The sequence below is a fragment of the Paraoerskovia sediminicola genome (genome assembly GCF_030296575.1).
Classification (GTDB): domain Bacteria; phylum Actinomycetota; class Actinomycetes; order Actinomycetales; family Cellulomonadaceae; genus Paraoerskovia; species Paraoerskovia sediminicola.
This window is the reverse complement of record NZ_AP027729.1, coordinates 522718-536924: the sequence shown is the minus strand read 5'-3', so window position 1 is coordinate 536924 and position 14207 is coordinate 522718. Positions and strand designations below refer to the sequence as shown.

The following is a 14207-nucleotide window of genomic DNA, read 5'->3' as shown; positions in this document are numbered from 1 at the left end:
CCGCGGTCACCGCGCTCGAGGGGAGGCCGTGGACGACGGCGCGAGCGTCCGTTTCACCTGGGAGAACCCGGATCCGCAGGACGGGGACCGCTACGCGTGGGAGGTCGTGGACCCGCTGGAGGACGGCCTGCCGACGTTCGTCGACGAACCAACGGTGACCGTGCCCGCGGACGCGTCGGGCAGGACGTGCCTGCGGGTCAGTATCGTGCGGGAGGGTCGAGGGTCGGCCGACCCCGCTGGGGTGTGCGTGGAGGGCGCGTCGTGAGCGAGCTGTCGGTCGAGTTCTGCGGCGAGTGGTTCACCCCCGCGCCCGGGGAGCCTTTCGACATCGGGCGCGAGGGCGACCTCGCCCTGGACGACAACCCCTACCTGCACCGCCGGCTGCTGAGCGTCGTCGAGGACGCCGGGATCTGGTGGCTGCTCAACGTGGGGTCGCGGATCTCCGTCACGGTCTCGGACGCGAGCGGGGAGTGCAGTCCTGGCTCGCGCCCGGGACGCGGTTGCCCGTCGTGTTCCCCTCGACGACGGTCGTGTTCACCGCGGGCCCGACGACGTACGAGCTCGGCCTGCGCCTCGTCGGCTCGCCGTACCAGGAGTTCCGTCGCGAGGAGCCCGACGGCGGGGAGACGACGATCGGCGTCGTCGGGTTCTCGCCGGGCCAGAAGCGGGTCATGGTCGCCCTGGCCGAGCCAGTGCTGCGGCGTGACGGCACGGGGCTGTCCGAGATCCCGTCGTCGGCGGCCGCCGCCGAACGGCTCGGGGAGAAGCTGACCGCCTTCAACCGCAAGCTCGACACGGTGTGCGACAAGCTCGACCGGATGGGCGTCAAGGGGTTGCGCGGCGGCCCCGGGGCGCACGCGACGAACCGCCGGGCGCGGCTCGTGGAGTACGCGGTGACGTCGCGGCTCGTCACGGCCGACGACCTGCCGCTCCTCGACGCCGGCGACCCGGCGGACGGGCGGTGAGCGGCGTGCAGCGGGGGACGCTCGGGGTGTGGGCCGCGGCCTGCACGGTGGCGTTCGGCGTCGTCGTCGCCGGTGCGTGGCTCCTGCTCGGGGCCGACCCTGCCACGGTGACCGGGCGCGACTCGTCGACCTCGTCCGCCCTGCTCCCGCTCGCCGCCGCGACGCTCGGCGTCGCGCTCTTCCTCGGCTCGTTCGCGCGGTCGGTCCGGCCCGGACGCTACCGCCGCGGCTTGGCCGTCGGCATCGCGGTCGGGGTGGGTGTCGCGCTCTTCCAGGTCGTGCTCGCCGGGGCGTTGACCGGGGCCGGGCAGGGCCTCGACCAGGTGCTCGGGTTCCTGCCGGCGACCTGGGACGCGCTCGTCACCCCGATGACCGCGGTCTCCGCGGTCGCCGGGTTCGGCGCCGAGCGCCTCTACGCGGTCGTCGCGCGCCGGCCGGTCACCGGCGGGGCGCGGTCGGGGTCGGACGGCGGGGCTCGCGCGTGAAGGTCAAGGTCACCCTCGAGCGCACGGACGGGTCGCGCGACGACATCACCGTCACCGCCGACGCGGGCGCCACGATCTCCGAGGTCGCGGGCACGATCGCGCGGCTCGACCCGCGGGGCACCTCGCCCGGCGGGGCGCTGACGCTCCGGGCGCAGCTGCCCGGGCAGGACGCACCGACGACGCTGCCGGGCGACGCGCCCCTCGGTGAGGCGTGGATCGGCTCGGGCGCCGTCGTCTCGCTCGTCGAGGTCGCGGCCGAGCGGGCGGAGGTGCGCGCGGCCCCGGTGCTCGGCGACGTCTGGGTCGAGTCCGGTCCCGACGAGGGACGGCGGTTCGAGCTGCGCGAGGGGTCCGTCGTGCTCGGCCGGGCGCCCGGCGTCGACATCGTGCTCGACGACCCGCTCGTGTCCAAGCGGCACGCGCGCATCGAGGTCGCCGAGGCGATCGAGGTGGTCGACCTAGGCTCCGCGAACGGCATCATGGTCGACGGCGTCCGGGTGCCCCGGGTGAAGATCACCTCGGCGCAGCGCGTCGTCGTGGGCGACACCGTCCTCGTGGTCCAGCGCACCGCGCCCACGGGCGGGGTCCACGGCGTCAGCGCCCGGCCCGGCCCGGTGCCGTTCAACCGCTCGCCCCGCGTCGAGGACCGGTACACCGGGTCCAAGTACGACGCGCCCGAAGTCCCCGAGGAGCAGGAGCCGCGCGACTTCCCGTTCTTCGCGCTGCTCGCCCCCGTCCTGATGGGTGGCGGGATGTTCTACTTCACGGGCAACCCGACGTCGCTGCTGTTCATCGCGCTGTCGCCGATGATGCTGATCGGCAACTTCTTCATGCAGAAGAAGGCCAAGAAGCGGCGGCTCGAGAAGGACGTGCGGATCTTCGACGAGCGGCTCGAGGCCCTGCACACGAAGCTCGCCCGGGAGCGCGGCACGGAGCGGTCCGTCCGGCTGCGCGAGGCGCCGGCGATCCCGCTGGTCTACGCGGAGGCGATGCGGCGTGGCCCGCTCCTGTGGACCCGGAGGCCGGAGCACTGGTCGTTCCTGAACGTCCGGCTCGGCACCGGCTCGATGCCGTCGCGGAACACGATCCAGATCAACGACGACCGGGCGCACCGGGCCGAGTTCCAGGAGCGCATCGACGCCCTCGGCGACCGGTACCGCACGATCGACGCGGTACCGGTCGTCGAGAACCTCACGGACGCGGGCTCGATCGGGTTCGCCGGCCACCCGCAGCACACCGTCGGGAGCCTCGACGGCGTGCTCGTCCAGCTCACGGCGCTGCACTCGCCCGCCGAGCTCGTCGTGGCCGCCGTCGTCAGCCCGTCGTGGACCCGGGACCTCGAGTGGCTCCAGTGGGTGCCGCACACGTCCTCGGTGCACAGCCCGATCACCGGACCGCACCTCGCGGACGGGTCGGGCAGCGCCACCGTCCTCGTGGCCGAGCTCGAGGCGCTCGTGGCCGCGCGCACCGGTCGCGCGCAGGGGAGGCGTCGCGGCGCGATCGAGTCCGAGAAGGCGGCCATGGAGCGCGGCGGCGACGTCGGCGGGTCGCAGACGTCCGACGGGACCTCCTCGCCGCTGCCCGCCGTCGTCGTGGTGGTGACGGACGACGCCGACGTCCCGCGTGCGCGCCTCGTCCAGCTCATGGAGACGGGCCCCGACGCCGGGGTCTTCGTCCTGTGGGTCTCCCACGACGTGCGCGACCTCCCGGCCGCGTGCCGCACGTTCGTCGCGGTCGACGGCGACGGGGCCGTCACGGCCGGGCTCGTCCGGCTGGGACTCACCGTCGACCTCGACCCGGAGGTCGTCGACGCGGCCGCGGCCAACGCCTACGGCCGACGCATGGCGCCGGTGCTCGACGCCGGAGCGCTCAAGGAGGACGAGACGGACCTGCCCCGGTCCATCTCGACCGTGAGCCTGCTCGGCCACGACCTCGTCGAGTCGGCGGACGCCGTCCTCGACCGGTGGCGGCAGAACGGCTCGGTGTACGACCGGAGCGGTGCCGCCGGGAAGGCGCGCAAGCGGGCCGGGACGCTGCGCGCCACGGTCGGGTCGGCCGGCGTCGACCCGATGCACCTCGACCTGCGCTCGCAGGGCCCGCACGCCCTCGTCGGCGGGACGACGGGTGCCGGAAAGAGCGAGTTCCTGCAGTCGTGGGTCCTCGGGATGGCGGCCGAGTACAGCCCGGACCGGGTGACCTTCCTGTTCGTCGACTACAAGGGCGGCTCGGCGTTCGCGGACTGCGTGCAGCTGCCGCACTGCGTCGGTCTCGTGACCGACCTGTCGCCGCACCTCGTGACCCGGGCCCTGACGAGCCTGCGCGCCGAGCTCCACCATCGGGAGCACCTGTTCAACCGGCGCAAGGCCAAGGACCTCCTCGAGATGGAGAAGCGCGGCGACCCGGAGACGCCGCCGGCGCTGGTGATCGTCGTGGACGAGTTCGCGGCGCTCGTCGGGGACGTCCCGGAGTTCGTCGACGGGATGATCGACGTCGCCCAGCGCGGCCGGTCCCTCGGGATCCACCTGATCCTCGCGACCCAGCGGCCGGCCGGCGTGATCAAGGACAACCTGCGGGCCAACACGCCGCTGCGCGTCGCGCTGCGCATGGCCGACGAGTCGGACTCCTCCGACGTCGTCGACGTCAAGGACGCCGCGCACTTCGACCCGGCGGTCCCGGGCCGTGGCGTGGTCAAGACGGGTCCGGGCCGGTTGCAGTCCTTCCAGTCCGGCTACGCCGGGGGCTGGACGAGCCGGGAGCCCGCGCGGACCGCGATCGAGGTCGCGTGGCTGCGCTTCGGCGCCGAGGTCCCGTGGGAGGAGCCGGACGACGAGAGCCCCGCGGAGGACGTCGACCTCGGCCCCAACGACCAGCAGCGGCTCGTCGCCAAGATCGTCGAGGCGCACGCGCTCGCCGGGCTCGCCGCTCCCCGGCGCCCGTGGCTCGACGAGCTCGCGGACGTCTACGACCTCGCGCGGCTCGGCCAGCGCCGGGACACGGAGCTCCTCTTCGGCGTGGCCGACCTGCCGCAGAGCCAGGCGCAGCGCGCGGTCGCGTTCCGCCCCGACACCGACGGGCACCTCGCGATCTTCGGCACCGGCGGGTCCGGCAAGAGCGTGCTGCTGCGGTCGCTCGCCGTGTCGGCGGGCGTCACCCCGCGCGGCGGGCCCGTCCAGGTCTACGGGCTCGACTTCGCGGCAGGCTCCCTGCGGATGCTCGACGCGCTCCCGCACGTCGGGGCCGTGGTCCCCGGCGACGACGTGGAACGCGTCGTCGCCCTGCTGCGGCTCCTGCGCGACGAGCTCGAGCGGCGTGCCGTGGCGTTCGCGGAGATCTCCGCGTCGAGCGTCACCGACTACCGCGATCTCTCGGGCAAGGGCGACACCGCGCGCATCCTGCTGCTCGTCGACGGGTTCCCGGCCTTCCGGGACGACTTCGAGGCCGGGTCAGGTCGCGCCGAGTGGTTCGACGCGTTCCGGGACATCCTCAGCGACGGCCGCCAGCTCGGCATGCACGTCGTCTTCACCGCCGACCGCGCCGGCGCCGTGCCCACGTACGTGCGCTCGCTGGTCCAGCGCACCGTGGTGCTGCGCCTCGCGGACGACGGCTACGCCGCGCTCAACGCCCCCGGGACGTCCTGACCGCCACCTCGCCGCCGGGACGCGCCGTCGTCGACGGTCTCGAGGTGCAGGTCGCGGTCATCGGCGGCGCCACCTCGGTCTCCGAGCAGGCGACGCTCACCCAGAGGTTCGGCCGGTCGATGCTCCGCGTCGGGATCCCTGCCGCACCTGCCGTGCGGGTGCTCCCCAAGGAGTACGGGATCTCCGTGCTTCCCCCGGCGTCGACGGGCGACCTGTCGTCGGGCTCGACGCGGTCGACCTCGGCCCCGTCGCGTTCGACCCCGCCGGGACCGTCGTCGTCGCCGGTCCGCCCGCCTCGGGGCGCAGCAACGCGACCGCGGCGCTCGCGGGGGCGGTGCTGCGGGCCGACCCGGGGGCGAGGTGCTACCTCGTCGGCGGTGCCCGCAGCCCGCTCCGACAGGCGCTGCCCTGGGCCGGTACTGCCTCCTCGGACGACGAGGTCGTGGCGCTCGCCGAGAACCTCGCGCTCGCGATGGCCGACGACGACACCGAGGGCCGGATCGTCGTGGTCGTCGAGTCGCTGTCCGAGCGCCTGCAGTCGCCGGCCGACAAGCCGCTCGTCGCGCTGATGAAGGCGGCCAAGGCGTCCGACCACCTGGTGATCGCCGAGTCCGAGACGTCGGGCTGGGGGTCGACCTGGCCCCTGCTCGCCGAGATGAAGGCCGGTCGGCGCGGCCTGCTCCTGCAGCCGGGGGCGATGGACGGCGACACGATCTTCAAGACGAGCCTCCCGCGGACGCAGGCCTCGGAGTTCCCTCCGGGCCGGGGCATGTGGGTCGCGCGCGGTCGCTTCGTGCGCGTCCAGGTGCCGCTGGTGATCGAGTGACCGGGCTGTGCCACGAGGCTGGCTACGATGCAGGCGCTGCGGTGACGGGCACCCGCACGGTGGGGAGTGCTCCCCATGGTGGTCGCGCGGAACGGCTGGATAGTGTCGGGCGACACGGCGCGACGGCCGCGGGCACAGGGCAGCGGTGGGCGGCGGCAGGTGATCAGGGGGTGCGAGGACGATGAGCGGGTATGACCTCTCCATGGACATGGAGGCGTTGCGGACCTTGGCGGACGACCTCGACGCGATCTGCGCGGAGCTGAGCGAGGCCGACGACGTCTCGGAGGTCGCCGCTCACGCGACGGGGCACGACGCGCTCGCGGACCGTGTCCGCGACTTCGCAGACAAGTGGCGGGTCAAGCGCGAGGACATGCTGGGCGACGTGACGAAGCTGCGGGACGCGGTCATGACCATCGCCGAGAACTTCACCCAGGTCGATGCGGACCTGGCCAAGGCGCTCGAGGAGAAGGTGGCGGGCTGATGGCCGACCGGGAGTTCGAGGAGCTCGAGGGCGACGCCGCCCTGCTCGCGAACAAGGCCGCACGTTACGTCGAGATCGCTGCGGCGATCGAGCGTTCGCTGTCGACGCTGGACGCGATCTCCGACGAGATCGACCAGAAGAGCCTCTCGATGGACGCGGTGCGTGCGCTCGCCGGCGACGTGCGCTCCGACATCGCGAAGGCGGAGGGGCGCTACGCGGAGACGGGCGACGCGCTCGCGACCTACGCGGGGGTCCTCGACGAGCAGAAGTCCACAGCCGATGCCGCGGCGAAGCAGCTGCGCACCGTGGAGAGCGACCTCTACGCCGCCCGGATCAGGCTCCGGTGGGCGGAGAACGACGAGAGCGGCCTGCGCCCCGACGCGACAGAGCAGGAGCGTGACGAGGCTCGGAGCGCGGTGTCGAGCACCGCGGGAGCGGTCACCGCGCTGGAGGCGGACGTCGCCGCGCTGCAGAAGGCCTGGCGTGACGCCCACGACGCGAAGAACGCCGCGGCGACGACCGCCGTGGCGCAGATCGACGACGTCGTGACCGGGGCGAACGTGAACGGTCTCGAGGACAGCACCTGGGACAAGGCGAGGCACGCCCTGGGCAAGCTCTACGAGGCGTTCAAGCTCCTCTGCGAGATCGCCGGGTTCCTGGCGATCTTCCTCTCGTGGGTGCCGGTCCTCGGTCAGGTGCTCATCGTCCTGGCCGCGATCGGCGCGATCCTCGCCGTCGTCGAGGCGATCGTCAAGGTCTCCCAGGGCGAGGGCACGGGGTGGGACATCGCGAAGGCGGCGGGCTTCGCCGCGCTCTCGCTGTTCGGTGGCCGCGCGGTGAGCGGCCTGGCGAAGGTGGTCAAGGCGCGGGTCGTCGTGAACGCGGCCCAGCGCGTCGGTCCCGCGGCAGTCCGTGCACAGGCGGGCAGCACGGTGATGACGCAGGCCTACCGTGTGGCGGGGCAGACCGCGAAGCAGCGGACGTACTCGCTGCTGAAGTCCCCGTTCGTCCGGGACGCCGCGCAGCGCGAGGCGTTCCGCACGTTCCAGACCTCGTCGACGAAGTGGGCGACCGGGTGGTCCAACGTCGCCGACGGTGCGCGCAAGGCGTTCCCGAACCCCTTCAAGGACTCGGCCAAGCGGTTCGCTCTCGGGAACGACGACGTCGTCGACCTCCTGGCCGCGCAGACGGACAGCTTCTACACGTTCACCGCCGCGGACCACATGGCGACGAGCGTCGCCGCGGTAGGGGCCATCACGCTCCGCGGGACCACGGGGACGCTGGCCGCCGTCGGGTTCGGCACTGCGGTTGCCGGCGGTGACGGGTGGGGCATCGCCGACAGCGCCGGAGGGATCGCGACGCAGCCGCTCGACGGGTCGTACGGGAGCGCCTTCGCGGCAGTCGTCTCCGGGCACGAGATCGTCGAGTTCCTCGACGACGTCGATGTCGTGGACGTCCCCGTGGCGCTCGGCGGCGGTGGCCGATGACCGACGCTCCGACCGAGCCGACCCGCGCCGGTCCTGCTGCAGGGGCGGGCCCGGACGGGACGTCGAGCGCCTCCCCGATCCGGTGGTGGATGCCCGTCGCGGTCGGCCTGGCCTGGGTGGTCGTAAGTCTCGCGCCGGGGCTGTGGGTCCTCGCGGGCTGGGGTGATCCGCCGAACGCGTTGAGCCTCGTCTCGTCTCTCGTGTTCTTCGTCGGCGGGCTCCTGGTGATGTCGGTCGTGTGGATCATGGAGCTGGCCAGACGTGGCGACACCAGCAAGCAGGCGTCGAGCGGCAGGTTCCTGCCCAAGGCGACGCGACGGTCGTCGATGCGGATGCTCTCGATCCCCGTGCACGTGGCCTGGATCGTCGTGGTCGCGCTGCTCGGTACAGCGCTCCCGGCCGTCGCGATCGACGCCGGGGACGACGACGCCTTCGGCATCTGGATCGTGGCCCCCATCATCTGCGTGTTCGTCCTCGGAGTTCTCGTGGGGTCGCTCGTCAAGAAGGTCGCCTACGCGGCGCGTCACCACCGCGCGGTGTCGGCGTCCTCGGACGGTCGCGTGGTCCGCACGACGAGCCGCGCCTGGCGTTGGTTCTCGTTCCGGTGGCGCCTCGATCTGTGGGCCTGCGGGATCGGCGCGCTCGTCGTCGGGGTGGGTGCCTTTCTCGCCTGGTTGGTCCGGGCGACGCCGGCCGAGGACTTCGGCACCGCTGACGAGATCCGGTTCGCGACCACCCTGGGGACGTCTCTCCTGGTCGGCGGGGCGTTGCTGCTCGGGTTCGGACTGTGGGCGTGCACGCAGTTCTGGCGGTCGGGCGAAGACATCGGCGCCGGTGAGTCGGTCTCATGACAGGCAGAGAGATGCTCGACGTGAGCCTCGTGCTGCCGGAGGGCTGGTTCGCCCTCCCTGCAGCGTCGGCCCGCGACGCCGGCTGGGTCGAGGCGCTCGCGGGTTCGATGGCCGAGGGCGCTGGCGGCGCGCCCGCGGGCGACCCGGAGTCGGCCGCGGAGCACGGCGACGCGCAGGAGCCGGGGCGGACCCCGGAGGAGCTGCTCGCCGACCAGCTGCGCGCGGTCGTCGAGGTCGTCGACGAGGTGGGGCAGACGGGCCTTCGCGCCGCGGTGCTGGTCCGCCGACCACAGCACGGCGTCGTCGACGCTCTCCTGACCTTCGTCGTGCACGACGGCGTGACACCGGAGGAGTTCGTCGACGAGCTCCGACGCGCCCCTGAGAGCGACGACAGCTATCTCCTGGTCGAGCCCCTGGAGTCCGAGATCCCCGCCGGGACCGTCCGTGGCGCCCACCTCATGATCGGACACCTGGACGCCGAGCGGGGCGAGGGCGTGGCGCACCTGGAGGAGCGTGTCGTCGTCGGGGTCTTTCCACCGGACAGCGGGGCCATGGTCGAGGTGAACGTCGTCTCGAGCAGCGTCGGGACGTTCGAGGACGCGCCCGCCGAGGTGCTCGGGGTCCTCACCGGGCTCAGCACCGTGTCGGGCCGCGCCCGATGACGGCGCGGCGCGTGGGCCTCGCGGCCGGACGATCCAGGTTGATCCTGCCCGGGACCTGGGTGTCGGTCCCGCTGACCGACCGGGAGTCGGCGCGGCAGTTCTGTCGTCGGCTCGTCCGGGAGCAGGTCGGGCGCGCCGATCAGCTCGCGCGCCTGCGCCGCGACGCGACGCAGGAGCTCGTCACGAGCGCGGCCGATGCGCGGGAGCTGGGGGCACACACGTATCTCATGGCGCTCGAGCTGTTGCCCGGCGTCCCGTTCCCGGCGGCGCTCCTCGCACTGGACGAGTCCTGGCCGGAGTCCGCGCGGGCCGACCTCGCGGCGGGTGACGTCTCGGCGGCTCTGGTGTCGGCCTTCCCCGGGACGGAGGTCGCGGTCCAGCGGACCGGGCCGGTCGCACGACGGGCCGAGCTGGTCCGCGGGACGCTGGGGGAGCAGACGTACCTCACCCTCCGGCTCGAGTACCACGTGCCGTACCCCGACGGGTCCGGGCTGATGCTCGCCCGGGTGAACGCGCCGACCGTCCCCGCGGCAGAGCCGTTCGCCACGCTGTTCGACGAGATCCTCGACTCCCTCACGTGGACCGACGTCCGCGTATGACGTTCGCCCCGGAGGACCGCTGACGGCGCCTGGTGCCCAGCGGCTGTCAGGTCGTCCCCGGGCGGCTCTGGCCGGTCCGATCAGCCTCGATCGGGCGTGTCGCCCTCGGCGGTGTCGTCGTGCGCCCGGAGTCGGCTGCTGCGGACGACATACATCACCGCTGAACCGATGAACATCACTGCGCAGACGACGATGAAGGGGACGAACCCACCGATCGCGTCGAGCGTGTCCGGAGCGAAGCGCGCGAGTCCCACGAAGCCCGCGCCGAGCACCACCATGGTCCAGAAGGCCACCACGAAGGGTCGCAGCGCATGATCGACCGGATCGGGGACCTGCGGCCGCTCGTCGTCGCTCATCGGACCTCCTTGTCGGGGTGCACCGGTGGCGTCGCCGCCGGTCGGTCGCAGCCACCCTAGAGGATCGACTGGTGGGGAGTTCTCCCCATGTCCGCTCCGCGACGGCGCCACTAGAGTGACGACCACAGCGCGGGCCGAGGGGGCCGGCGACGACGAGCGGAGATTCTGATGGCGAACATGAACGTGACCTACGACGAGATGACCAGCGCGGCCGACCGTCTCGCCGCGGGCCAGCAGGACCTGACGGACATGCTCGAGCAGCTCAAGGCGCAGGTCAACGACCTCGTGTCGTCCGGGTTCGTCACGGATCAGGCCTCGGGCGCGTTCCAGGCGTCGTACGAGGAGTTCACCGGCGCCTCCGTGCAGGCGGTCAGCGGGATCGAGAGCATGGTGAGCTACCTCAAGAACGCGGCGCAGACGCTCGGCGACGTCGACAGCCAGCTCGCTGCGGGCATCCGCGGCTGACGCTCACGCACTGCCCGACGGCGGCCGTCCCCACGGGGCGGCCGCCGTCCGTGTGTCCCGGACGGGCTCGGCGTGCCTGATCGGTGGGTCGGGAACGCTCTGGCTCGGGTGATGATGGACCCATGCGCACCGCCTCGTACCCGAGCCCCACGTTCCCCGGCCCGCCGAGCGTCGACCTCGACGTCCTGGACGGCTGGGAGCCCGTGACCGGGCTCGGTCCGGCGATCACCCTCGAGCGCACCGGCCTCCCGGGGGCGACGACCCCCAAGGTGGAGGTCGTCATCACGCGGATGCGCGACTGGGAATCCCTCGACGACGCCTCGATGAAGATCGCCGGCGCCCTCGAGAAGCTCTCGGGCTACGAGGAGCTCGCACGCGACGCCGAGCCGGTCGCCGGCCACGCGGGGTTCCGGCTGGAGGCCGTCGTGCGCAACCCGACGGACCGGGCGCGCTACGTGCAGGCGATCCGCTACGCCCTGGTCGACCGGGGCGAGACGCGCGACCTCGTGCAGATCATGGGCTCGTGCACCGGGGCGCAGCGGGACGCGGTGCTCGACGAGATCCGCGCGATCCAGGACAGCGTCCGCATCGCGGTCTGACGAGAACTGCGGGTCGCAGGTCAACCCCGCCCCAGTGCAGCCCGGCCCCAGCCCAGCCGCAGCGGAACAGCTCTGCAGCGGCCACCTGCGTTACACAGTCCCGGCCACCGGACCGGGGATGGATCCCCGCCGCCTCCGCAGGCATAGTGAGGGTCGGCTAAGTCAGACGTACACTCGAGTGACCCCGATCGGAAGGCGCACGTCCCTGTGAGCAGCAACCGTCCCCTGCGCGTGGCAGTCGTCGGAGCGGGTCCCGCCGGGATCTACGCCTCGGACATCCTGTCCAAGACCGACCTCGACGTGACCATCGACCTGTTCGAGCGCCTGCCCGCGCCGTTCGGGCTCGTGCGCTATGGCGTCGCCCCCGACCACCCGCGGATCAAGCAGATCATCACGGCCCTGCACCGCGTGCTGGACCGCGGCGACGTCCGCCTCATCGCGAACGTCGACTACGGGGTGGACCTGAAGCTCGACGACATGCGTCAGTTCTACGACGCGGTGATCTTCTCGACCGGCTCCATCAAGGACGCCGACCTCGAGATCCCGGGGATCGACCTGGAGGGCTCGCACGGCGCCGCCGACTTCGTCTCCTGGTACGACGGGCACCCGGACGTGCCGCGCACCTGGCCCCTGCAGGGCAAGGAGGTCGCCGTCCTCGGTGCCGGCAACGTGGCCCTCGACGTCGCACGGATCCTCGCGAAGCACGCGGACGACCTGCTGCCCACGGAGATCCCGCAGAACGTCTACGACGTCCTCAAGGACTCCGAGGTCACGGACGTCCACGTCTTCGCGCGCCGCGGCCCGGCGCAGGTGAAGTTCTCGCCGCTGGAGCTCCGGGAGCTCGGGCACGTCCCCGACGTCGACGTGATCGTCTACCCCGAGGACTTCGACTTCGACGAGGGCTCGATGGCCGCGATCGGCTCGTCGAACCAGACCAAGCAGGTCGTCAAGACCCTCACGGACTGGACGCTCAAGGACCCGGCCGACTTCAAGGCCTCGCGCCGCCTGCACCTGCACTTCCTCCACGCGCCGGTCGAGGTGCTGGGCGAGGACGGCAAGGTCGTCGGCCTGCGGACCGAGCGCACCCGCCTCAACGGCGACGCGACGGTCTCCGGCACCGGCGAGACGCACGACTGGCCCGTCCAGGCCGTGTACCGCGCGGTCGGCTACTTCGGCTCCCCGCTGCCCGAGATCCCGTTCGACGACCTCAAGGGCGTCATCTCGAACCGGGAGGGCCGCGTCATCGACATCGACGGCGACCAGGTCCCCGGCGTCTACGCGACGGGCTGGATCAAGCGCGGCCCGGTGGGCCTCATCGGTCACACCAAGTCGGACGCGTCCGAGACGATCCGACACCTCGTCGAGGACCTCGCCGAGGCCCCTGCCGAGGGCCGGACGGCTCCCCACGGCTCGCCCGACGCGATCCTCGACTTCCTCACCGAGCGCGGGGTGGACCACGTCGAGTGGTCGGGTTTCCAGCTGCTCGACGCGCACGAGATCTCGCTCGGCGAGCCGCACGGCCGCCAGCGCGTGAAGGTGGTGCCGCGCGAGGAGATGCTGGCCATCGCCAAGGGGCGCGCTGCCGTCGACGCCTGACCGCGCTCGCGCCGCTCGTCTCTCTGGACAGCAGCGCAGCACAGCACATCTGCACGTCCGGCAGGAGCCGGGGTCGCACCACGCGGCCCCGGCTCCTGCCGTTCTCGCGTCAGCGTCCGAGCAGCCGCTCGTCCAGCCAGTCCCGGGTGACGGCCCACGACCGTGAGGCCGGGTCGATCTGCTCGAAGTGCCCCTCGCCGTCCACCACCTCGACGGTCACGTCGTCGCCGGCGTCGAGCGCTGTCGCGCCGTAGCCGGTGGTCTGGGACGGCGGGACGGTCGAGTCGTCCCGTCCGGTGACGACCAGCGTGGGGACCCCCAGCGGGACGCGCTGGGCCGGGTCGGCCAGCGCGTAGCGGTCGTCCGGGGCGTCGTCGGGAGCGGAGCCCATGAGGTCGTCGACGGCCCCGCCTCCGGCCCCCGCCGCGCTCGCCGCGGCGAGGTCGTCCACGCCCGCCTGGCTGACCACGGCGTCCGGGACGACGACGGGCCCGGCTCCGGGAGCGCCGTCCGGCAGGGTGTCGCGCGAGGCGAGCCACAGGGCCAGGGTGCCGCCCGCGGAGTGGCCGACGACGGCCGTGGGCCCGCGCTCCACGCTCACCTCGTCGAGGGCGTCGGGCAGCGCGTCGACCGCGCTCGCCACGTCGGTGAACGTCGCCGGCCAACCGCCCTCCGACGCGGCGTCCGCCGCGCCGACGCCCCGGTAGTCGATGTTCCAGACGGCGTAGCCGGCGCCGACCAGGTCGCGGGCGAGGCTCAGCTCCAGCGAGCGGTCGAAGCCGGACCGCCAGTACCCGCCGTGGACGAGCACGACGACGGGGACCGGCCCGGACCCCGGGAGGGTCGGGTCACCGTAGAGGTCGGCAACCTGCTCGGGGGCGTCGCCGTACCGGGTGGTCAGCGGCCGGACGGGGTCGAGCGAGCGGTCGGTCCGGCTGTCGGTCGGGGCGTCGTCCACATCGCCCATCATGCCGGGGGACGGGGAAGGACCGGCCGCGCCTCCGTCGTCCGACGCCGACGTGCACGCGGCGAGACCGAGCGACAGACCCAGGACAGCGAGGGCGAGCCGGGCGCCACCGGGCGCGCGCGCCGCGCGACGGCGCCGTCGGGGCACTGCGGCGTGTCCGGCGGGGCGTCGAGGGGTCGGCACGGCCCCAGCCTGACCCTGCCCGCCCTTGGCCGCACTCGGGCGTCCCC

Annotated in this window: 14 protein-coding genes and 1 pseudogene; 13 read left to right on the top strand and 2 right to left on the bottom strand. The window is 73.1% G+C overall.

Annotated features, from left to right (window positions below):
* Positions 1–28 precede the first annotated feature (28 nt).
* The 10 genes and pseudogenes from QUE47_RS02695 to QUE47_RS02650 all read left to right on the top strand — a co-directional run bounded on the left by QUE47_RS02695 (position 29) and on the right by QUE47_RS02650 (position 9994).
* Complete coding sequence (locus QUE47_RS02695) at positions 29–265, top strand: hypothetical protein (RefSeq protein WP_286218457.1); 237 nt, start codon at positions 29–31, stop codon at positions 263–265.
* Positions 262–965, top strand: a pseudogene (locus QUE47_RS02690) (hypothetical protein). The gene QUE47_RS02695 and the pseudogene QUE47_RS02690 overlap by 4 nt, the downstream one beginning before the upstream one ends.
* On the top strand, positions 962–1450 hold the full coding sequence (locus tag QUE47_RS02685) for a hypothetical protein (protein WP_286218456.1): 489 nt from the start codon (positions 962–964) through the stop codon (positions 1448–1450). The pseudogene QUE47_RS02690 and the gene QUE47_RS02685 overlap by 4 nt, the downstream one beginning before the upstream one ends.
* Positions 1447–5088 (top strand): type VII secretion EssC family protein, encoded by a 3642-nt coding sequence (locus tag QUE47_RS02680; protein ID WP_286218455.1) that lies wholly within the window; start codon positions 1447–1449, stop codon positions 5086–5088. The genes QUE47_RS02685 and QUE47_RS02680 overlap by 4 nt, the downstream gene beginning before the upstream one ends.
* Before the next feature lie 334 nt (positions 5089–5422).
* On the top strand, positions 5423–5914 hold the full coding sequence (locus QUE47_RS02675) for a hypothetical protein (protein ID WP_286218454.1): 492 nt from the start codon (positions 5423–5425) through the stop codon (positions 5912–5914).
* Between the two features lie 181 nt (positions 5915–6095).
* Positions 6096–6395, top strand: a complete 300-nt coding sequence (locus QUE47_RS02670) for a hypothetical protein (RefSeq protein WP_286218453.1) — start codon at positions 6096–6098, stop codon at positions 6393–6395.
* Positions 6395–7882, top strand: coding sequence for a hypothetical protein (locus QUE47_RS02665; RefSeq protein WP_286218452.1), 1488 nt, complete (start codon positions 6395–6397; stop codon positions 7880–7882). The genes QUE47_RS02670 and QUE47_RS02665 overlap by 1 nt, the downstream gene beginning before the upstream one ends.
* On the top strand, positions 7879–8733 hold the full coding sequence (locus tag QUE47_RS02660) for a hypothetical protein (RefSeq protein ID WP_286218451.1): 855 nt from the start codon (positions 7879–7881) through the stop codon (positions 8731–8733). The genes QUE47_RS02665 and QUE47_RS02660 overlap by 4 nt, the downstream gene beginning before the upstream one ends.
* Positions 8730–9395, top strand: coding sequence for a hypothetical protein (locus QUE47_RS02655; RefSeq protein ID WP_286218450.1), 666 nt, complete (start codon positions 8730–8732; stop codon positions 9393–9395). The genes QUE47_RS02660 and QUE47_RS02655 overlap by 4 nt, the downstream gene beginning before the upstream one ends.
* 11 nt (positions 9396–9406) lie before the next feature.
* Positions 9407–9994, top strand: coding sequence for a hypothetical protein (locus QUE47_RS02650; RefSeq protein ID WP_286218449.1), 588 nt, complete (start codon positions 9407–9409; stop codon positions 9992–9994).
* Positions 9995–10074: 80 nt separating this feature from the next.
* Here QUE47_RS02650 and QUE47_RS02645 read toward each other — a convergent pair whose 3' ends face one another.
* A complete protein-coding gene (locus QUE47_RS02645) occupies positions 10075–10350 on the bottom strand; it encodes a hypothetical protein (protein ID WP_286218448.1) in 276 nt (91 codons plus the stop codon).
* Positions 10351–10518: 168 nt separating this feature from the next.
* Here QUE47_RS02645 and QUE47_RS02640 point away from each other — a divergent pair, with 168 nt between their 5' ends.
* The 3 genes from QUE47_RS02640 (at position 10519) to QUE47_RS02630 (ending at position 13010) form a co-directional block, all read left to right on the top strand.
* Positions 10519–10815 (top strand): WXG100 family type VII secretion target, encoded by a 297-nt coding sequence (locus QUE47_RS02640; protein ID WP_286218447.1) that lies wholly within the window; start codon positions 10519–10521, stop codon positions 10813–10815.
* A gap of 122 nt (positions 10816–10937) precedes the next feature.
* Positions 10938–11414: a type 1 periplasmic-binding domain-containing protein gene (locus QUE47_RS02635; RefSeq protein ID WP_286218446.1), complete on the top strand. Its 477-nt coding sequence runs from the start codon at positions 10938–10940 to the stop codon at positions 11412–11414.
* 207 nt (positions 11415–11621) lie between these two features.
* Complete coding sequence (locus tag QUE47_RS02630) at positions 11622–13010, top strand: FAD-dependent oxidoreductase (protein WP_286218445.1); 1389 nt, start codon at positions 11622–11624, stop codon at positions 13008–13010.
* A 109-nt stretch (positions 13011–13119) separates the two neighbouring features.
* Here QUE47_RS02630 and QUE47_RS02625 read toward each other — a convergent pair whose 3' ends face one another.
* A complete protein-coding gene (locus QUE47_RS02625) occupies positions 13120–14160 on the bottom strand; it encodes an alpha/beta hydrolase family protein (protein WP_286218444.1) in 1041 nt (346 codons plus the stop codon).
* Between the last annotated feature and the right edge of the window lie 47 nt (positions 14161–14207).